The sequence below is a fragment of the Streptomyces sp. SM10 genome (genome assembly GCF_002910915.1).
In the GTDB taxonomy this organism is placed as follows: Bacteria; Actinomycetota; Actinomycetes; order Streptomycetales; family Streptomycetaceae; genus Streptomyces.
The window spans coordinates 1-18,516 of the sequence record NZ_NEUF01000101.1; the positions used below are offsets into that span (position 1 = coordinate 1).

Annotated in this window: 18 protein-coding genes and 1 riboswitch; of the genes, 10 read left to right on the forward strand and 8 right to left on the reverse strand. The window is 69.7% G+C overall.

Annotated features, from left to right (window positions below; genetic code table 11):
* Position 1: 1 nt before the first annotated feature.
* The 4 genes from B9S57_RS15310 (at position 2) to B9S57_RS15325 (ending at position 3,904) form a co-directional block, all read left to right on the forward strand.
* Positions 2-1,183, forward strand: a complete 1,182-nt coding sequence (locus tag B9S57_RS15310; protein ID WP_103516131.1) for an HD-GYP domain-containing protein — start codon at positions 2-4, stop codon at positions 1,181-1,183.
* Positions 1,184-1,274: 91 nt separating this feature from the next.
* The gene (locus tag B9S57_RS15315) at positions 1,275-2,267 is read left to right on the forward strand and encodes a hypothetical protein (RefSeq protein WP_103516132.1); all 993 of its coding nucleotides are present in this window, start codon (positions 1,275-1,277) and stop codon (positions 2,265-2,267) included.
* 80 nt (positions 2,268-2,347) lie between these two features.
* The gene (def, locus tag B9S57_RS15320) at positions 2,348-2,986 is read left to right on the forward strand and encodes a peptide deformylase (RefSeq protein ID WP_103516133.1); all 639 of its coding nucleotides are present in this window, start codon (positions 2,348-2,350) and stop codon (positions 2,984-2,986) included.
* Between the two features lie 180 nt (positions 2,987-3,166).
* Positions 3,167-3,904 (forward strand): D-Ala-D-Ala carboxypeptidase family metallohydrolase, encoded by a 738-nt coding sequence (locus B9S57_RS15325; RefSeq protein WP_103516134.1) that lies wholly within the window; start codon positions 3,167-3,169, stop codon positions 3,902-3,904.
* A gap of 22 nt (positions 3,905-3,926) precedes the next feature.
* On the opposite strand, the gene B9S57_RS15330 is transcribed toward B9S57_RS15325, so the two are convergent.
* Positions 3,927-4,901, reverse strand: coding sequence for a GlxA family transcriptional regulator (locus B9S57_RS15330; RefSeq protein ID WP_103516135.1), 975 nt, complete (start codon positions 4,899-4,901; stop codon positions 3,927-3,929).
* 81 nt (positions 4,902-4,982) lie between these two features.
* Between B9S57_RS15330 and B9S57_RS15335 the strand changes: the two genes are divergently transcribed.
* Positions 4,983-5,195 (forward strand): hypothetical protein, encoded by a 213-nt coding sequence (locus B9S57_RS15335; protein WP_103516136.1) that lies wholly within the window; start codon positions 4,983-4,985, stop codon positions 5,193-5,195.
* On the opposite strand, the gene B9S57_RS15340 is transcribed toward B9S57_RS15335, so the two are convergent.
* The 5 genes from B9S57_RS15340 to B9S57_RS15360 all read right to left on the reverse strand — a co-directional run bounded on the left by B9S57_RS15340 (position 5,192) and on the right by B9S57_RS15360 (position 11,408).
* Positions 5,192-6,208 carry a ribonucleotide-diphosphate reductase subunit beta gene (locus B9S57_RS15340; RefSeq protein ID WP_103516137.1) on the reverse strand — a complete coding sequence of 339 codons (1,017 nt, stop codon included), beginning with the start codon at positions 6,206-6,208 and terminating at the stop codon, positions 5,192-5,194. The two genes, B9S57_RS15335 and B9S57_RS15340, sit on opposite strands and share 4 nt — an antisense overlap.
* A complete protein-coding gene (locus B9S57_RS15345) occupies positions 6,208-8,604 on the reverse strand; it encodes a ribonucleoside-diphosphate reductase subunit alpha (RefSeq protein WP_103516138.1) in 2,397 nt (798 codons plus the stop codon). Before B9S57_RS15345 ends, B9S57_RS15340 begins: the two co-directional genes overlap by 1 nt.
* Before the next feature lie 136 nt (positions 8,605-8,740).
* Positions 8,741-8,877: riboswitch (cobalamin riboswitch) on the reverse strand.
* 39 nt (positions 8,878-8,916) lie between these two features.
* A complete protein-coding gene (locus B9S57_RS15350) occupies positions 8,917-9,420 on the reverse strand; it encodes a GNAT family N-acetyltransferase (protein ID WP_103516139.1) in 504 nt (167 codons plus the stop codon).
* A 150-nt stretch (positions 9,421-9,570) separates the two neighbouring features.
* On the reverse strand, positions 9,571-11,205 hold the full coding sequence (gene mctP, locus B9S57_RS15355) for a monocarboxylate uptake permease MctP (RefSeq protein ID WP_103516140.1): 1,635 nt from the start codon (positions 11,203-11,205) through the stop codon (positions 9,571-9,573).
* A complete protein-coding gene (locus tag B9S57_RS15360) occupies positions 11,202-11,408 on the reverse strand; it encodes a DUF3311 domain-containing protein (RefSeq protein ID WP_103516141.1) in 207 nt (68 codons plus the stop codon). Before B9S57_RS15360 ends, mctP begins: the two co-directional genes overlap by 4 nt.
* 20 nt (positions 11,409-11,428) lie before the next feature.
* Here B9S57_RS15360 and B9S57_RS35470 point away from each other — a divergent pair, with 20 nt between their 5' ends.
* On the forward strand, positions 11,429-11,563 hold the full coding sequence (locus tag B9S57_RS35470) for a hypothetical protein (protein ID WP_258036398.1): 135 nt from the start codon (positions 11,429-11,431) through the stop codon (positions 11,561-11,563).
* 126 nt (positions 11,564-11,689) lie between these two features.
* On the opposite strand, the gene B9S57_RS15365 is transcribed toward B9S57_RS35470, so the two are convergent.
* The gene (locus tag B9S57_RS15365) at positions 11,690-12,460 is read right to left on the reverse strand and encodes a GntR family transcriptional regulator (protein ID WP_103516142.1); all 771 of its coding nucleotides are present in this window, start codon (positions 12,458-12,460) and stop codon (positions 11,690-11,692) included.
* Positions 12,461-12,746: 286 nt separating this feature from the next.
* On the opposite strand from B9S57_RS15365, the gene B9S57_RS15370 reads away from it, so the two are divergent.
* From B9S57_RS15370 to B9S57_RS15385, 4 genes are all read left to right on the forward strand, one after another.
* Positions 12,747-14,030, forward strand: coding sequence for an extracellular solute-binding protein (locus B9S57_RS15370; protein WP_103516143.1), 1,284 nt, complete (start codon positions 12,747-12,749; stop codon positions 14,028-14,030).
* An 81-nt stretch (positions 14,031-14,111) separates the two neighbouring features.
* The gene (locus B9S57_RS15375; protein WP_103516197.1) at positions 14,112-15,098 is read left to right on the forward strand and encodes a carbohydrate ABC transporter permease; all 987 of its coding nucleotides are present in this window, start codon (positions 14,112-14,114) and stop codon (positions 15,096-15,098) included.
* Positions 15,095-15,934 carry a carbohydrate ABC transporter permease gene (locus B9S57_RS15380; RefSeq protein ID WP_103516144.1) on the forward strand — a complete coding sequence of 280 codons (840 nt, stop codon included), beginning with the start codon at positions 15,095-15,097 and terminating at the stop codon, positions 15,932-15,934. The genes B9S57_RS15375 and B9S57_RS15380 overlap by 4 nt, the downstream gene beginning before the upstream one ends.
* A 9-nt stretch (positions 15,935-15,943) precedes the next feature.
* Positions 15,944-17,467, forward strand: coding sequence for a glycoside hydrolase family 3 protein (locus B9S57_RS15385; RefSeq protein WP_103516145.1), 1,524 nt, complete (start codon positions 15,944-15,946; stop codon positions 17,465-17,467).
* Positions 17,468-17,545: 78 nt separating this feature from the next.
* Here the strand turns inward: B9S57_RS15385 and nagB are convergent, their stop codons facing one another.
* On the reverse strand, positions 17,546-18,331 hold the full coding sequence (nagB, locus tag B9S57_RS15390) for a glucosamine-6-phosphate deaminase (protein ID WP_103516146.1): 786 nt from the start codon (positions 18,329-18,331) through the stop codon (positions 17,546-17,548).
* Positions 18,332-18,516: the final 185 nt, after the last annotated feature.

Sequence of the window (18,516 nt, forward strand, 5' to 3'; positions counted from 1 at the left end):
CGTGGCGCTCGGGCACACCCTGTGGAACGGAGTCGTCGAGCCCGGTCACGCCCTCGCCTTCGGATTCCTCGTCGCCGTCGGTGAGCTGGCCCGCTGGGGCGCCCTGCCCGGTGAGCGCGAACCCGCGCCCCTGGGGGCGGCCGGGGCACTCGCGTACGCACTGCTCGGGCGCAGCGCCGGGCAGGAGACGGCGCACGGGGTCCTCCAGGTCGTCACCGTCGTCGTCGCGGCGCAGCTGCTGGCCTCCGTGCCGCACATGGCGCGCGGCAGCGGCCCCGGGCCGGACCAGGCGGCCCGCCGCGTCCTGGCCGTGGCCTTCGCGGCCCTGTGCTTCCAGCCGCTCCACCACGCGGGCCGGTCGGAACGCTGGTTCGGGGAAGGGCCGTACTTCGCGCTCTTCCTGCTCGTCCTGCTGGTGCTCACCGCCCTGTGCGACGCCGTCCTCGCGGCGCTCGCGGCGGGTACGTCCCGTCCCTTCGGGCCCCAGCTCCGCGACGAGCTCCGCGCGCTCAGCGGTATCGGCTCCGCCGTATGCGCGACCGGTGCGGTCATGGCGCTCGGGGTCGCCGTCGCGGGGCTGTGGGCGCTGCCCGTCCTGTGCGTACCGCTGCTGCTCACCCAGGTGTCGTTCCGCCGGTACGCCGCCGTGCGCACGACCTACCGGCAGACGATCGCCTCGCTGGCGCGCTCCACGGAGATCGCGGGCTACACCCCGCACGGGCATGCCCGCAGGGTGGCCGATCTCTCGACGGCCGTCGGGCGCGAGATGGGGCTGGCGGGCCCGGAACTGACCGTGCTGGAGTACGCGGCCCTGATGCACGACATCGGCCAGCTCTCGCTGGTCGACCCGGTGGCCGACGGGGCGACGGCCGTGCTCCCCGCGGCCGAGCAGCGCAGGATCGCGCTGCTCGGAGGCGCCGTGGTCCGGCAGACCGGAGCGGACCCCGCGGTCGCCCTGGTGGTGGAGCAGCAGGCCGATCCGTACAGGGAACAGCAGCCCGCCGCCAGGATCGTCCGCGCGGTCAACGCGTACGACGACCTGTGCGGGGAAGGCGTCAAGGGGCCCCTGGGGGCTCTGGAGCAGCTCAGGCTCGGCACCGGCCACGACTACCAGCCGCAGGTGGTGGAAGCACTGGCCAGGGTCCTGGCACGGGGCGGTCCGGCCCCGGTCGGGGCTGGGTAACCCATGGGTAATGAGCGGGCGTCCGGCCGGGCATGGTTGGATGCGAAGGAGAGCGGAAAACGAGGGTGTCCAGTCGGGACAGGCGGGAATCGTGAGGATCTTCGGGAAGGTACGGCATCGGCCGTCCGCCTCTTGGCGGCAGGCCACGGACCGCGCGTTCACGCTGATCGGCGACGGCCGGTACGAGGACGCGGGGGCGCTGCTGACGCGCGCGGCGGATCTGGAGCCCTGGCTCTCCGAGTCCTGGTTCAATCTGGCGCTGCTGCACAAGTTCCGGCACGACTGGGAACAGGCGAGGGCCGCGGGACTGCGGGCCGTCGCCCTGCTCGACCGTGAGTCGGGAGCCCCGGACTGGTGGAACGTCGGGATCGCGGCCACCGCGCTCCAGGACTGGCCGCTGGCGCGGCGGGCCTGGCAGGCGTACGGGCTGAAGGTGCCGGGCACCGGGCAGCACAACGCGGCGGCCAACAGCGAGCCCACGGGCATGGAGCTGGGCAGCGCGGCCGTGCGGCTCTCGCCCGAGGGCGAGGCCGAGGTCGTCTGGGGGCGCAGGCTCGATCCGGCACGGATGGAGGTGCTCTCCATCCCGCTGCCGTCCTCGGGGCGGCGCTGGGGCGAGGTCGTCCTGCACGACGGGGTGCCGAACGGCGAGCGGGTCACGGCCGCCGGGCCGTCGTATCCGGTCTTCGACGAGATCGAGCTGTGGGCGCCCTCTCCCGTCCCCACCTGGGTGGTGCTCCTGGAGGCGGCCACCGAGGACGACAGGGACGCGCTGGAGCAGCTCGCGTCCGACGCGGGATTCGCCGCCGAGGACTGGTCGTCCTCCGTACGGCTGCTCTGCCGCGCGTGTTCGGAGAGCCGGATGGAGAGCGACGAGGGCGACGGCGAGCACCAGGATCCGCACGACCACAGTGAGCCGGGCCACCCGGGCCCCCTCGGTCACCGCACCGCCGGCGACCTGTGGGTGCCGGAGCGGGAGTGCGGCATAGCGGCCCCCGCCGGGCTGGTGCGCGGGTTGCTGGACGGCTGGGTGGCGGACAGCCCGGACAGCCGTGAGTGGCGGGATCTGGAAGAAGTCTGCTGACAGGTGCCCGTAGGCTGTACGGGCACCGATGCGGGTGCGGGTACTCACGGGTTCAGGTTGCAGGAAGGCGTACGGCGGACATGTCGCAGCAGGAGACGGACCAGCAGGCGGGTGTGGACGACGAGGGATTCCTCGTGGACACCGAGGACTGCGAGGCGCGCGAGGCGGCGCACCGCGAGCGCGGCACCTCCCGCCCGATCACGGTGGTCGGCAACCCGGTCCTGCACAAGGAGTGCAGCGACGTCACGGAGTTCGACGACGAGCTCGCGCAGCTGATCGACGACATGTTCGCCAGCCAGCGGACGGCGGAGGGCGTGGGCCTGGCCGCCAACCAGATCGGTGTGGACCGCAAGGTCTTCGTCTACGACTGCCCGGACGACGACGGGGTGCGGCACGTCGGAGCGATCTGCAACCCGGTGCTGGAGGACCTCGCGCCGGATCAGCGCAACCTCGACGACTCCAATGAGGGCTGCCTCTCCGTGCCGACGGCGTACGCCGCGCTCGCGCGTCCCGACTACGCGGTCGTGCGCGGTCAGGATGCCCGGGGCAACGCGGTGAAGGTGCGGGGGAGCGGCTACTTCGCGCGCTGCCTGCAGCACGAGACGGACCACCTGTACGGCTACCTGTACATCGACCGGCTCTCCAAGCGTGACCGCAAGGACGCGCTGAAGCAGATGGCGGAGGGCACCCCGCGCTACGAGGTCGTCCCGAACGACTGAGCGTTCGCCGCACGAGTACAGGGCCCGCCGGACTTCCCGGTGAGGCCCTGTCCTCGTCCCGCCGGGAGCCACGTCCGACGGACCTAGCTTCAACAGGTGTTGTCCCAGGCGTAGTTGACGCGGGTAGATACCTTCCGACAGGCTCACTTCCGTCAATCCGCCCCGCGACAGGGAGACCCCATGTTCCGACGTGCCTCACGCGTACTGCTCGGATTTGTCATGATCATGGCTGCGTGTGTGGGTGGTGGCCTGGCCACCGCCGGCACCGCCCAGGCCGACGGCTGCTACACCTGGACCCGGACCCTGCAGGAGGGGGCGTCGGGCAACGATGTCACCCAGCTCCAGATCAGAGTGTCCGGATACCCGGGCTACAACTCGGTCCTGGCCATCGACGGCTCGTTCGGCCCGGCCACCAAGGCCGCGGTCAAGCGCTTCCAGTCCGCCTACGGCCTCGCCGCGGACGGGGTTGCCGGACCGGCCACGCAGTCGAAGCTCTACGCGCTCCAGGACAACGACTGCACCCCGATCCACTTCACCTACCCCGAACTCAACAAGTGCAACAGCACCTGGGCCGGCGGCAAGGTCGCGGCGGGTACCGCGAAGGCCAACGCCTTGAGCAGCATGTGGAAGCTGGAGGCACTCCGGCACGCACTCGGTGACCAGTCCATCCGCGTCACCAGCGGCTTCCGATCCGTCTCCTGCAACTCGGCGGTCGGCGGAGCGTCGAACAGCCGGCACATGTACGGCGACGCCGTCGACCTCGGCTCCGGTCCGCACTCGCTGTGCACGATCGCCAAGCAGGCCCGCAACCACGGCTTCAACGGCATCCTCGGCCCGGGCTACGCCGGCCACAGCGACCACATCCACGTGAACCAGGGACCGAGCCACTTCTGGTCGGCCTCCGGCTGCGGTATCTGACACCGGCCCCGGGGCTCTCCGCTCAGGCCACCTCGGTCAGGTCGGAGGGCCCCCGGAAGGTGCGGCGGTACGCGTTCGGCGTCGTGCCGAGGGACCGCACGAACTGGTGGCGCAGTGCCGCCGCGTTACCGAAGCCGGTCCGTCCCGCGACCATGTCCACGGTCTCGTCCGAGGTCTCCAGCAGGTGCTGCGCCAGCAGTACGCGCTGCCGGAGCAGCCAGCGGTAGGGCGTGGTGCCCGTCTCCTGCTGGAAGCGGCGGGCGAAGGTCCTGGGTGACATGTGGGCCCGGTCGGCCAGCTGCTCGACGGTCATCTCCTGGTCGAGATGGTGTTCCATCCAGGCCAGGGTGCCTCCGACCGTGTCGCACCGCGTGCGGGGCAGCGGCCGTTTCACGTACTGCGCCTGCCCGCCGTCCCGGTGCGGGGGGACGACCATGCGGCGCGCGATCGCGTTCGCGACGGCGGGTCCGTGCGCCTGGCGGACCAGATGCAGGGCGGCGTCGATCCCCGCAGCCGTGCCCGCGGAGGTGATGACCGGACCCTCGTCCACGTAGAGCACGTCCGGTTCCACGACAGCCTTCGGGAAGCGCCGGGCCAGTGTCTCGGCGTGCCGCCAGTGAGTGGTGCAGCGGCGGCCGTCCAGGAGTCCGGCGGCGCCGAGGGCGAACGCGCCGGAGCAGACGCTCAGCACCCGCGCACCGCGCGCCACGGTCCGGCGCAGGGCCTCCAGGATCTCCTCGGGGTACTCCCGGTCCGCGAAGCTGCTGCCGGCCGGCACGGCGACGAGGTCGGCCTCCTCCAGGCGGTCCAGCCCGTGCGGGGTGCTGATCGTGAATCCGGCGTGGGTCCTCAGGGTCTGTCCCTTCGCCGAGACCACGGCGAAGTCCTGCACCGGCAGCCCTTCCTCGGACCGGTCGAGTCCGAACACCTCGCACAACACACCGAGTTCGAAGGGGTGGACCTCGTCGAGCAACAGGACCGCGACATTGTTCAGCATGACGCCAGTGTGGCAGTAATTCGATGCTGTGCGACAGTCCTGCCACTGCCCTGATGGCGCCGGAGCGACGACAGTGGAGCCATGAACACATTCCTGAGCTACCTGTCCATAGCCGCACTTTTCACCCTCGTCCTGCTGCCCGCGCTCGCCGGACTGGCACGGGAGCGCCGGATCGACCGCGCGCTGAGAGAGGCGCAACGGGTCGGGGAGGCGCGGGCCCCGGAAACGGCGGGCGCCGCGCAGCCGTTCACGGCCGCGCGGCGCCCCCGCACGAGGTCCTGGGCGAAGGCCTAGAAGTCGTCGTCGAAGCCGACGGACCCCTCCACCGCCACCTGGTAGGCGGAGGGCCGGCGCTCGAAGAAGTTCGTCAGCTCCTGGACGCCCTGGAGCTCCATGAAGGAGAACGGGTTCTCCGAGCCGTAGAGCGCCGGGAAGCCGAGCCGGGTGAGCCGCTGGTCGGCGACGCACTCCAGGTACTGGCGCATCGACTCGGTGTTCATACCGGGCAGGCCCTCGCCGCACAGGTCCCGGCCGAACTGCAGCTCCGCCTCGACCGCCTCCCGCAGCATGTCCGTGACCTGCTGCTCCAGTTCGTCGTCGAAGAGGTCCGGCTCCTCCTTGCGGACGGTGTCCACGACCTCGAAGGCGAAGTTCATGTGCATCGTCTCGTCACGGAACACCCAGTTGGTGCCCGTGGCGAGACCGTGCAGCAGGCCGCGCGAGCGGAACCAGTAGACGTAGGCGAAGGCCCCGTAGAAGAACAGCCCCTCGATGCACGCGGCGAAGCAGATCAGGTTGAGCAGGAAGCGACGGCGGTCGGCCTTCGTCTCCAGCCGCTCGATCTTCTCGACCGAGTCCATCCACCGGAAGCAGAACTGGGCCTTCTCCCGGATCGAGGGGATCTCCTCGACGGCGTCGAAGGCGGCCGCACGGTCCTCCGGGTCGGGCAGGTAGGTGTCGAGCAGCGTCAGATAGAACTGGACGTGCACGGCCTCCTCGAACAGCTGCCGCGACAGGTAGAGCCGGGCCTCGGGCGAGTTGATGTGCTTGTACAGCGTCAGCACGAGGTTGTTGGAGACGATCGAGTCGCCGGTCGCGAAGAACGCCACCAGCCGGCCGATCATGTGCTGCTCACCCGGCGAGAGCTTCGCCAGGTCGGCGACGTCGGAGTGGAGGTCGACCTCCTCCACCGTCCAGGTGTTCTTGATCGCGTCCCGGTAGCGCTCGTAGAAGTCCGGGTAGCGCATGGGGCGCAGGGTCAGTTCGAAGCCCGGGTCGAGCAGGTTCTTGTTCTCGGATGTGCTCATTACTGGCAGGCCTCGCAGGACTCGGGGTTCTCGAGAGAACAGGCGATCGCGTCCGCGTCGGGCGACGACGCCTGCTGTACGGGAATGGGGGCGGAGGCGGCGGCCTTGCCCGACGCCGCGCGGGCGATCCGGGTCGCCGGGCGCGAACGCAGGTAGTACGTCGTCTTCAGCCCCTGCTTCCAGGCGTACGCGTACATGGAGGAGAGCTTGCCGATCGTCGGCGTCTCCAGGAACAGGTTCAGCGACTGGCTCTGGTCGAGGAACGGCGTACGCGCCGCCGCCATGTCGATCAGACCGCGCTGCGGGATCTCCCACGCCGTGCGGTACAGCGCCCGCACGTCCTCGGGGATCCAGGCGAAGCCCTGCACGGAGCCGCTCGCCTCGCGCAGCGCCTCACGGGTGCGGGCGTCCCAGACGCCGAGCTTCTTCAGCTCGTCCACGAGGTAGGCGTTGACCTGGAGGAACTCTCCGCTGAGCGTCTCGCGCTTGAAGAGGTTGGAGACCTGCGGCTCGATGCACTCGTACACCCCGGCGATCGAGGCGATCGTCGCCGTCGGCGCGATGGCGAGCAGCAGGGAGTTGCGCATGCCGGTCTTCGCGACACGGGCGCGCAGCGCGTCCCACCGCTCAGGCCAGTTCAGCTCGGTGGCGTAGTGGTCGGGGTGCAGGACCCCGCGCGCGGCCCGGGTCTCGGACCAGGCGGGGAGCGGGCCCGACCGCTCGGCGAGGTCGCAGGACGCCTCGTAGGCGGCGAGCATGATCCGCTCGGAGATCTTCGTGGAGAGCGCGCGGGCCCCGGGGGAGTCGAAGGGCAGGCGCAGCTGGAAGAAGACGTCCTGGAGGCCCATGGCGCCCAGGCCCACCGGCCGCCAGCGGGCATTGGAGCGCCCGGCCTGCTCCGTCGGGTAGAAGTTGATGTCCACGACCCGGTCGAGGAAGGTCACGGCGGTGCGGACGGTGGCGTCCAGCCGCTCCCAGTCGATCGAGCCGCCTTCGACGAACGCGCCCAGGTTGACCGACCCGAGGTTGCAGACGGCCGTCTCGCCGTCGTCGGTGACCTCCAGGATCTCCGTGCAGAGATTCGAGGAGTGCACGACCCGGCCCGGCTCGGCGGTCTGGTTCGCGGTGCGGTTGGAGGCGTCCTTGAACGTCATCCAGCCCTGGCCGGTCTGCGCGAGCGTGCGCATCATCCGGCCGTACAGCTCGCGCGCCGGCATGGTCTTGCGGGCCAGGCCCCTGGCCTCGGCGGCGCGGTAGGCGGCGTCGAACTCCTCGCCCCACAGGTCGACCAGCTCGGGCACATCGGCGGGGGAGAACAGCGACCAGCCGGTGTCCGCGTCGACCCGGCGCATGAACTCGTCCGGGATCCAGTGCGCCAGGTTGAGGTTGTGCGTACGACGCTGGTCCTCACCGGTGTTGTCGCGGAGCTCCAGGAACTCCTCGATGTCCGTGTGCCAGGTCTCCAGATAGACGGCGGCAGCCCCCTTGCGCCGGCCGCCCTGGTTCACGGCCGCGACCGAGGCGTCCAGCGTCTTCAGGAACGGCACGATGCCGTTGGAGTGCCCGTTGGTGCCCCGGATGAGTGAACCCCGGGCACGGATGCGGGAGTACGACAGACCGATGCCGCCCGCGTGCTTGGAGAGCCGCGCCACCTGGTGGTAGCGGTCGTAGATCGAGTCCAGTTCGTCCTTGGGGGAGTCCAGCAGGTAGCAGGAGGACATCTGCGGGTGCCGGGTCCCGGAGTTGAAGAGCGTGGGGGAGGACGGCAGGTAGTCCAGCCGGTTCATCAGGCCGTACAGCGAAGCGACTTCGCCCAGGGCGTGCTCGGAGGTGTCCTCGGCGAGCCCGGCGGCCACCCGCAGCATGAAGTGCTGCGGGGTCTCGACGACCTCGCGGGTGAGCGGGTGGCGCAGCAGGTACCGGCTGTGCAGCGTCCGCAGGCCGAAGTAGCCGAAGCGGTCGTCGGCGCCGTCGGCGAGCGCCCGGTCGACCAGGGCGTCCAGCGCGTCCGCGTGCAGCGTGACGAACTCGGCGGTGCGGTCCGCGATCAGGCCCTCGCGGTGTCCGACGGCGACCGAGGCCGAGAAGGAGACCGCGCCCTGACCGGCCGCCTCGTCCGCGATGGCCCGGGTCAGGAGCCGGGCGGCGAGCCGGGAGTAGGCAGGGTCCTCGGAGATCAGGCCGGCGGCCGCCTCGGTGGCCAGCGAGCGCAGCTCCGCCTCGTCCGACCGGGCGTTGCGGCCGCGCAGCGCGGCGGCGGCGACCCGTCCGGGGTCGGTGTCGGGCAGATCGGCGGTGAGACCGGTCAGGGTACGCAGGAGCGCGGTCCCGGGCGCGTCGGTCGTGCGGCCTTCGAATTCCGCTGCTGAAACCGGATCGGCTGGCGCGATGGTCACTGGGGCTATCCCTCGCTCGGCTCTGGGCCTGCGGGAGCGGGGCAGCCGGACACGGCGGCGCCCGGGGCGGGGCGGCACGGCGCACGGCGTCCACCGGCCCTCCGCGGGGCCCGGACGTCTCGGCGCCCGGTTCGGTCGAGCCGGACGCACTGTCGACAGGTCCTCGGACTCCGCGGTGCACGAAAGCGCACCGATCACACCGTTGCGGGACAGTTCCGGATTCGCACCGGATTCCCCTGCGGCGACAGCGAGGTCGAGCATACATGTGGGGGCTGCTGATTGAAGAAGCCCCCACATGTTGTGTCGTGAAGGTCAGAGATCCAGACGGTACGTGAGGAGGGGAGGGCCGCCGGGCAGCGGGTTCCAGTCCCGCTCCGGGGTCCGCACGAAGCCCAGGCGCCGGTAGATCCGATGTGCGCCGAGCATGGCCGGGTGCGTCGACAGGACGATCCTGGAGAGCCCTCCGGCGGCGCGTGCCCGGTCGACGCACGCCCGTACGAGCGCCTCGCCCGTCCCCCGTCCACGGGCGTCCGGCGAGACGGCCAGCATCCGGAACTCCGCCTCGCCGTCACCGGCGATGTCGGCCCACGGGCTCCCGGGCGGTACGTAGGCGACACCACCCAGCACGTGGTCCCCGGCATCCACCGCGACCAGCACCTCGGCCTCGGCCGCCCGGCGCTCCACCGCGCGGAGCTGTTCCAGATAGGGGTCCTCGGCCCCGAAGTCCAGGAGCCCGTCGTCGAGATACGCCCTGGCGGTGATCTCGCCCAGGTCCTCGTGCTCGGCGGGCCGGACCGGTCTGATCGATACGTCCATGGGCGCAGTCTGCCGCAGAGGGCCGGTGCGGCGCCCCCGCGTGTCGGGCCGTGGTGCCGGGCCTCCCCGGTCCGGCTCGGTGCGCAAGGCGGCCCCGGCAGGGTCGTTCGACCCTGCCGGGGCCGCGTCGTGCTCGGGTGACGCCATGGGTCAGTGACCGCCCGGGGCGCCCACCGTGGCCGGCGGGAGCTTCTCCTGGACGCCGGGGTCGCCGACGTCCGCGGTGTAGTCGGACGGGGAGGTCTCGTCGATGCCGGCCGGGGCCTTCAGCGCGTTCAGGACGAAGGTCAGCACGACCACGACGACGACGTTCAGCACGAACGCGGTGAGACCGATGTAGCCGATCTCACCGATGCCGGGGATCTCCTTGGAGGAGCCGCCGAAGTGCTTCTGGGACGGGCTGGCGACGCCGTACGCGGCCAGCGTGCCGTAGAGCATGCCGACCGCCCAGCCGGCGATCAGGGCCCAGCGGTGGAACCACCGGGTGAACAGACCGCCCACCAGGGCCGGCATCGTCTGGAGGATCCAGATGCCGCCCAGCAGTTGGAAGTTGATCGCGACCGTCTTGTCCATGGTGAGGACGAAGACGAGGGCGCCGACCTTGACCAGCAGCGAGACCAGCTTGGAGACCTTGGTCTCCTGGGCCGGGGTGGCGTCGGGCTTGATGAAGTCCTTGTAGATGTTGCGGGTGAAGAGGTTCGCCGCGGCGATCGACATGATCGCGGCCGGCACCAGGGCGCCGATGCCGATCGCGGCGAAGGCCACGCCCGCGAACCAGTCGGGGAACATGTTCTCGAACAGCTGCGGGATCGCCAGCTGGCCGTTGTCCACCTTGACGCCGGCGGCGATCGCCATGAAGCCGAGCAGGGCCAGCAGGCCGAGCATCAGCGAGTACAGCGGCAGGATCGTGGTGTTGCGCCGGATCACCTCGCGGCTGCGGCTGGAGAGCGTCGCCGTGATCGAGTGCGGATACATGAACAGCGCCAGCGCCGAGCCGAGTGCCAGGGTGGCGTAGCCCCACTGGCCCATGTCCCCGGGAACGAGGCCCGCGACGGGCTTCCCCGCGGCGTCGTTCTTCGCCGAGAACGCCTCGCCCGCCTTGGCGAAGATGTCGTCGAAGCCGCCGAGCTTGATCGGGATGTAGATGATGGCCACCGCGATGACCAGGTAGATCAGGCCGTCCTTGACGAACGCGATGAGTGCGGGCGCCCGCAGACCCGAGGAGTACGTGTACGCGGCGAGGACGGCGAAAGCGATCAGCAGCGGCAGGTCCTTGATGAACCAGTGCGTGTTCTCGCCGCCGCCGACTCCCATGACGTCCAGCACCGCCTGGATGCCGACCAGCTGGAGCGCGATGTACGGCATCGTGGCCAGGATGCCGGTGAGGGCGACCGCCAGCGAGAGCCCCTTCGAGCCGAACCGGCCTCGGACGAAGTCCGAGGTGGTGACGTAGCCGTGCTTGTGCGAGACGGACCACAGGCGCGGCAGGAAGGTGAAGATCAGCGGGTAGACGAGGATCGTGTAGGGGACGGCGAAGAAGCCGGCCGCTCCCGCCGCGTAGATCGCCGCGGGGACCGCGACGAAGGTGTACGCCGTGTAGAGGTCACCGCCGAGCAGGAACCATGTGACCCAGGTGCCGAACGACCTTCCGCCCAGGCCCCATTCGTCGAGGCTCGCCTCGTTCTCGGCCTTGCGCCAGCGCGCGGCCATGAAACCGATGACCGTGACGGCCAGGAAGAAGAAGATGAATACGGCGAGCGCTACGCCGTTGACGCCGTCCTTCATGCGGAGGCACCCCCCTTGCGGGCGCGCTGGTCACGCTGCCACAGCTTGTACGCGATCATGGTCAGCGCGGTCGAGATGAGCACCCAGAGCATCTGGTACCAGTAGAAGAACGGGATGCCGATGAAGGTCGGTTCGACCTTCGCGTACGAGCTCACCCAGAGCATCGCCACGAACGGGGCGATCAGGCAGAGCGCGATGACCACCCTGGCGGGTGTCACCGTCGGTGCTGCCGGTGCTGCCGGTGCTGCCGGTGCTGCCGGTGCTGTCGGTGCTGTCGGTGGGTGTGCACCGGTTTCTTCTGGCATGTGGCGACTCCGTCCCCTCGCTGATCACCTGGTGTAATGCGCAGGAAATCTAAGCGAGAGTCCCGGCCACCGTCACCCCCCGTCCGCATTGCGGTCCTGCAACGGTCCGGTGTCGCCCGAAATGACTGATCCCCCTGTGTGCGACAGGGGGATCAGCGGCGCCGGAGGTCCAAGACGTCTCAGTCGGTGGGACGCTTCAGGCGGGCCACGAACTTGTACCGGTCGCCCCGGTAGACCGAGCGCACCCACTCCACCGGTTCACCGTCCCCGTCGATCGAGTGCCGGGACAGCATGAGCATCGGAAGGCCCACGTCCGTGCCGAGCAGTCCCGCCTCGCGCGGCGTGGCGAGCGAGGTCTCGATGGTCTCCTCGGCCTCGGCGAGCCGGACGTCGTACACCTCGGCCAGGGCGGTGTAGAGCGAGGTGTACTTCACCAGTGAACGGCGCAGCGCGGGAAAGCGCTTGGCCGAAAGGTGGGTGGTCTCGATGGCCATCGGCTCACCGCTGGCGAGTCGGAGCCGCTCGATCCGCAGCACCCGGCCGCCCGCGGTGATGTCCAGGAGCCCGGCGAGCGTGTCGTCCGCCGTGACGTACCCGATGTCCAGCAGCTGGGAGGTGGGCTCCAGCCCCTGTGCGCGCATGTCCTCGGTGTACGAGGTGAGTTGCAGGGCCTGGGAGACCTTCGGCTTGGCAACGAAGGTGCCCTTGCCCTGGATGCGTTCCAGCCGGCCCTCGACCACCAGTTCCTGGAGGGCCTGGCGCACGGTGGTGCGCGAGGTGTCGAACTCCGCCGCCAGGGTCCGCTCGGGCGGCACCGGGGTGCCGGGCGGCATCGTGTCCGTCATGTCGAGGAGATGGCTCTTGAGCCGGTAGTACTTCGGGACGCGTGCCGTACGCGCACCCGCGCCCGCACCGGTCTCGCTCGTCACTCTGCCCCCGTCGGCGCCCATGGCCCGCCTTCCCGACTGCTGCGTTGCTGCCGTCACCGGCTCCTCCGTCTGTCGCGGCTCACATGGTGGCACGGTCCGGTCACGGCTCGTCGCCCTCCCTCAGGTGTCGGTCCGATAACGGACGCGAGTGCACTTCTTATACACCCTTGACACCCCTAAAGGTCTAGGCCAAGCTCCCGGTACTGGTCTAAACCATTAAAGACCAGGTCCCAGCCCCACAGGTAGCGCCAGGCTTACGTCCTCGCGAGTGGGTGGGGGGGTTGTAGCACCCTGAGGAGGGTTTGGCGTGAAGCGCAAGCTCATCGCGGCGATCGGCGTCGCGGGCATGATGGTCAGCATCGCAGCATGTGGCTCCGACGACGGCGGCAGCGACAGCGGCAAGCAGTCAGGTCCGGACAGCTACAAGGGACAGACCTTGACTGTCTGGGCCATGGACGGCTCGACACCGGAGCAGTGGCAGAAGGATCTTACCGCCGAGTTCGAGAAGAAGACCGGCGCGAAGGTCAAGTTCGAGGTCCAGCAGTGGAACGGTATCCAGCAGAAGCTGACGACCGCCCTCTCCGAGGAGAACCCGCCGGACGTCTTCGAGATCGGCAACACCCAGACCGCGGCGTACGCCAAGACCGGCGGACTCGCCGACCTCGGTGACCTGAAGTCGGAGATCGGTGGCGACTGGGCCGCCAACCTGAACAAGGCCTCCGTCGTCGACGGCAAGCAGTACGCGGCCCCGTGGTACTTCGCCAACCGTGTGGTCCTCTACAACAAGTCGGTCTTCGCCGACGCGGGTGTCACCGAGACCCCGAAGACCCGTGACGAGTTCTTCGCCGCGCTCGACAAGATCAAGGCCAAGGGCAAGGCCGAGCCGCTCTACCTGCCCGGCCAGAACTGGTACTTCTTCGACGGCCTCACCATCGGCAAGGGTGCGGAGCTCGTCAAGAAGGACGGGGACAAGTGGGTCTCCAACCTCGCCGACCCGAAGATCGGGGAGGCGATGGACCTGTACAAGAAGTACCAGGACTACTCCAAGGCCCCCAAGGACAAGGACGAGGCGACCCCGCAGCAGGCGGACGTCTTCGCCAAGGGCAAGACCGGCGCCTTCATCGGCATGGGCTGGGAGGCCGGTACGGCGATCGCCGCCAACCCGGACATCGAGAAGGAGATCGGCTACTTCACCATTCCGGGTGAGACGGCCGACAAGCCCGAGGGCGTCTTCCTCGGTGGCTCCAACCTCGCGGTCGCCGAGGGCAGCTCGAAGCAGGAGCTCGCCAAGGAGTTCCTGAAGATGGCGCTCTCCGACAAGTACGAGGGCCAGCTCGCCAAGCTGAACGGCGTCATCCCGAACAAGGAGTCGCTGAACTCCAACCTGACCGGCAACCCGGTCGCCGAGGCCGCCGCACCGTCCTCCAAGGTCGGTGGCACCACGCCGCTGATCCCCGAGTGGGCAGCGGTCGAGAACGCCCCGAACCCGATCAAGACCTTCATGACGGCGGTCCTGAACGGCAAGTCGAACGAAGAGGCCGCCAAGCAGGTCGAGGCGGAGTTCAACAAGCGCCTCGCGCAGAAGCAGTAAGGCCGAAAACGCCGGGGGCGGACTCCATCAGGGAGCCCGCCCCCGGCTGTGTCCCATGGTGCCGAGAAAGAGATGGCGAGCATGACCGTGCAGACCGAACGGCCGCCCTCCGTGCCCACGGAGGCAGTGAAGCGGGCAGGCAGTTCCCGCGGACCGGGCAGATTCCGGGCAGGCGGCAGACCCGCCGAGCTGGCCCCGTACCTGCTGCTGCTCCTGCCCGTGGCCGCGACCGTGGTGTTCCTTGGATGGCCCCTGGTCAAGAACACCCTGTTGTCGTTCCAGAACCTCAACATGAGGCAGCTGATCCAGCACCTCACCGAGTGGAACGGGGTCGACAACTACAAGGAGGTGCTCGGCAGCGCGGACTTCTGGAACGTCACCGTCCGATCGATCCTCTTCGCCGGCACCAACGTCATCCTGATCATGGTGTTCGGCACCCTGGTCGGACTCCTGCTCGCCCGGCTCGGCAAGCGCATGCGGGTCACCCTGCTCCTCGGCCTGGTTCTCGCCTGGGCGATGCCCATCATCGCGGCGACCACGGTCTACCAGTGGCTCTTCGCCTCCAGGTTCGGTGTCGTCAACTGGGTGCTCGACCAGGTCGGGTTCCACTCCATGGCGGACTACAACTGGACCGGCGGCCAGTTCTCCACCTTCTTCGTGATCACTCTGTTGATCGTCTGGCAGTCGATCCCGTTCGTCGCGATCAACCTCTACGCCGCCACGACGACCATCCCCAAGGAGCTCTACGAGGCCGCCGCGCTCGACGGCGCCAACGCGTGGAAGAGCTTCACCTCGGTCACCATGCCGTTCCTGAAGCCCTTCCTCCTCGCCACGACGTTCCTCGAGATCATCTGGGTCTTCAAGGCCTTCGTCCAGGTCTTCGCCATCAACCAGGGCGGCCCGAACCGGCTCACCGAGATCCTCCCCGTGTACGCGTACATCGAGGGCATCGGCAACCAGCACTACGGCATGGGCTCTGCCATCGCCATGCTCACCATCCTGATCCTGCTGGCCCTGACCTCGTTCTACCTGAGGATCGTCTTCAAGCAAGAGGAGGACGAGAAGTGAAGCGCTCGGCCACGTCAACGTTCCGCCGCGTCTGGCCCAACGCGACGGCCCTCCTGCTCGTCGTCGGCTTCGTGTTCCCCGTCTACTGGATGTTCGCGACGGCCTTCAAGCCGACCCCGGACATCGTCGCCGACACCCCCGTGTGGTTCCCGACGAACATCACGTTCGACCACTTCAGGACCGCGGTCGACGCCGACAACTTCTGGACCCTGGTCCGGAACTCGCTCACCGTCACGATCCTGGCCGTGACGTTCTCCCTCGTCCTGGCGCTCGCGGGTTCCTTCGCGCTCGCCCGGATGCGCTTCAAGGGGCGGCGCGGATTCATCATCGGCTTCATGATCGCCCAGATGGCCCCCTGGGAAGTCATGATCATCGCGATCTACTTCATCGTCCGCGACGCGGACATGCTCAACAGCCTGATCCCGCTGACTCTCTTCTACATGGTCATGGTGCTGCCCTTCACCCTCCTGACGCTGCGCGGTTTCGTCGCCGCGGTGCCCAAGGAGCTGGAGGAGTCCGCGATGGTCGACGGCTGCACCCGCCCCCAGGCCTTCGTGAAGGTGATCCTGCCGCTGTTGGCGCCCGGTCTGATGTCCACCTCGCTCTTCGGCTTCATCACGGCGTGGAACGAGTTCCCGCTGGTACTGGTGCTGAACAAGGACGCGGAGTCCCAGACCCTGCCCCTGTGGCTGTCCCAGTTCCAGAGCCAGTTCGGCGACGACTGGGGCGCCACGATGGCGGCTTCGTCGATCTTCGCCATCCCGATCCTCATCCTCTTCGTCTTCCTGCAGCGCAAGGCCGTCAGCGGTCTGACCGATGGCGCAGTGAAGGGATAACGCAGCCCCATGACCACCCTCGTATCCACCACGGACACCGTCACCCGCGACGCTCTCGCCGTCCTCCAGCCGGGCTTCACCGGCACGAGCGCCCCCGACTGGCTCCTGCGCAGGGTCGGCGAAGGCCTGGCCTCCGTCGGACTGTTCGGCCGGAACATCCACTCTCCCGAGCAGCTCGCCGCGCTCACCGCACGGCTGCGGGCCGAGCGGGACGACGTCCTCGTCGCGATCGACGAGGAGGGCGGCGACGTGACCCGGCTGGAGGTCCGCAACGGCTCCTCCTTCCCCGGCAACCTCGCCCTCGGCGCCGTCGACGACGTGGACCTCACCAGGGCCGTCGCCCGCGACCTCGGCCGCCGGCTGGCCGACTGCGGGGTCAACCTCAACTGGGCGCCGTCCGCGGACGTCAACTCCAATCCGGACAACCCGGTCATCGGCGTACGGTCCTTCGGCGCCGACACCGCGCTCGTCGCCCGGCACACCGCCGCGTACGTGGAGGGGCTCCAGGCCGCCGGTGTCGCCGCCTGCACCAAGCACTTCCCCGGGCACGGCGACACCGCGGTCGACTCGCACCACGCGCTGCCCCGCATCGATGTGGACCTGGACACCCTGCACGCCCGTGAGCTGGTGCCTTTCCGGGCCGCCATCGCGGCGGGTTCCAAATCGGTGATGAGCGCCCATATCCTGCTTCCCGCACTCGACCCGACCCGTCCGGCGACCCTGAGCCCGCAGATCCTCACCGGTCTGCTGCGTCAGGAGCTGGGCTACGAGGGGCTGATCGTCACCGACGGCATGGAGATGGACGCCATCGCCGGCACGTACGGCATCGAGCGCGGATCGGTCCTCGCGATCGCCGCGGGCGCCGACGCCATCTGCGTCGGCGGCGGGCTGGCCGACGAGGACACCGTGCTGCGGCTGCGTGACGCGCTGGTGGCGGCGGTGCGCAGCGGTGAACTGCCCGAGGAGCGGCTGGCCGACGCGGCCGCACGTGTACGGGCCCTCGCGTCCTGGACGCAGAGGGTCAGGGGGGCTGCCCCGGAGCCGGGCGCGGACATGCAGGAGGGGACCGCGCCCGGCGCCGGAGCCGGAATCGGACTGGTCGCGGCCCGCCGGGCCGTGACGGTCACGGGGACCGCCGCACCGCTCCGTGAGCCGGCCTACGTCGCTGCGTTCACGCCGGTCGCCAACATCGCGGTGGGCGACGAGACCCCGTGGGGTGTGGCGGCCGAGCTGTCGCGGATTCTGCCCGGCACGGAGACGGGCACGTACGGCGCCGGGAGCCCGTCGGTGGCCGCGGAGGTGCTGGAGGCGGCGGGGGAGCGGCGCATCGTCGCCGTCGTCCGCGACGTCCACCGCCACGCGTGGATGGGCGAGGCGCTGGACGCGGTGCTGGCGGCCCGCCCCGACACGGTCGTGGTCGAGATGGGCCTGCCCGTGGCGCCTCCCCGGGGTGCGCTGCACATCGCCACGTACGGCGCCGCCCGCGTGTGCGGGGCCGCGGCGGCGGAGGCGATCACGGGCACGGGTTCCTGAGCCCCCAGGGGCCGTCCCGCAACGCGTGAGGGCCGGACCACCTCCGAGGTGGTCCGGCCCTCACGCGTACGGCAGGCTCTACAGGCCCTGCCACTGCGGCTTCGCCGCGTAGGTGGCGCGGAAGTAGTCCGCCAGCGTCAGCTTCGACGCGGCCGCCTCGTCGACCACGACCGTGGCGTGCGGGTGAAGCTGGAGCGCCGACGCCGGCACGATCGAGGCGACCGGGCCCTCGACGGTCCGTGCCACCGCCTCCGCCTTGCCCTCGCCGGTGGCGAGCAGGATCGGGTGACGGGCCTCCAGGATCGTGCCGATGCCCTGGGTGATGACGTGGTGGGGCACCTGCTCGATGTCGTCCTCGAAGAAGCGCGCGTTGTCGATCCGCGTCTGCTCGGTCAGCGTCTTGATGCGGGTGCGGGAGGCGAGCGAGGAGCACGGCTCGTTGAAGCCGATGTGTCCGTCGGTGCCGATGCCGAGCAGTTGGAGGTCCACTCCGCCGGCCTCGGCGAGCGCGGCGTCGTACGCCTGGCAGGCGGCCTGTACGTCCTCGGCGGCTCCGTCCGGGCCCATGAAGGACTTCTCGGACAGGCCGAGCGGTTCGATGACCTCGCGCAGTACGACCGACCGGTAGGACTCGGGGTGGCCCGCGGGCAGTCCGACGTACTCGTCGAGCTGGCAGATGCGGGCGCGCGAGGCGTCGACGGCGCCGGAACGCACCTTCGCCGCCAGGGCCTGGTAGATGGGCAGCGGGGTCGAGCCGGTGGCAACGCCGATCAGGGCATCGGGCTTGCGGCTCAGCAGGGCTCGGACGGCCTCCGCGATGAGTTCGCCGCCTGCCGTGGCGTCCGGGACGATGACAACTTCCACGCTGTGCCTGCCGATCTGGAGAGTGGCGTCATGTGGTATAGACCAATCTATGAGCCCAATCTAGCAGAACGAGGCGGTCCGGAGGTGAACCGTCCGTGGGTGCGCCACTGCTTGTCGCCCTGTCGGCGGACGGCCGCGTCCGCAAGGGGGTGCGCCCCGGAAACACCCGCGGGCCGCGGCGCCGG

Excerpts from the sequence above, each read along its gene's own strand:
- B9S57_RS15325 (WP_103516134.1), top strand. The coding sequence starts at position 3,167 with ATGTTCCGACGTGCCTCACGCGTACTGCTCGGATTTGTCATGATCATG.
- mctP (WP_103516140.1), bottom strand. The coding sequence starts at position 11,205 with ATGAAGGACGGCGTCAACGGCGTAGCGCTCGCCGTATTCATCTTCTTC.
- B9S57_RS15350 (WP_103516139.1), bottom strand. The coding sequence starts at position 9,420 with ATGGACGTATCGATCAGACCGGTCCGGCCCGCCGAGCACGAGGACCTG.
- B9S57_RS15335 (WP_103516136.1), top strand. The coding sequence starts at position 4,983 with ATGAACACATTCCTGAGCTACCTGTCCATAGCCGCACTTTTCACCCTC.
- B9S57_RS15385 (WP_103516145.1), top strand. The coding sequence starts at position 15,944 with ATGACCACCCTCGTATCCACCACGGACACCGTCACCCGCGACGCTCTC.
- def (WP_103516133.1), top strand. The coding sequence starts at position 2,348 with ATGTCGCAGCAGGAGACGGACCAGCAGGCGGGTGTGGACGACGAGGGA.
- B9S57_RS15375 (WP_103516197.1), top strand. The coding sequence starts at position 14,112 with ATGACCGTGCAGACCGAACGGCCGCCCTCCGTGCCCACGGAGGCAGTG.
- B9S57_RS15340 (WP_103516137.1), bottom strand. The coding sequence starts at position 6,208 with ATGAGCACATCCGAGAACAAGAACCTGCTCGACCCGGGCTTCGAACTG.
- B9S57_RS15365 (WP_103516142.1), bottom strand. The coding sequence starts at position 12,460 with ATGGGCGCCGACGGGGGCAGAGTGACGAGCGAGACCGGTGCGGGCGCG.
- B9S57_RS15330 (WP_103516135.1), bottom strand. The coding sequence starts at position 4,901 with ATGCTGAACAATGTCGCGGTCCTGTTGCTCGACGAGGTCCACCCCTTC.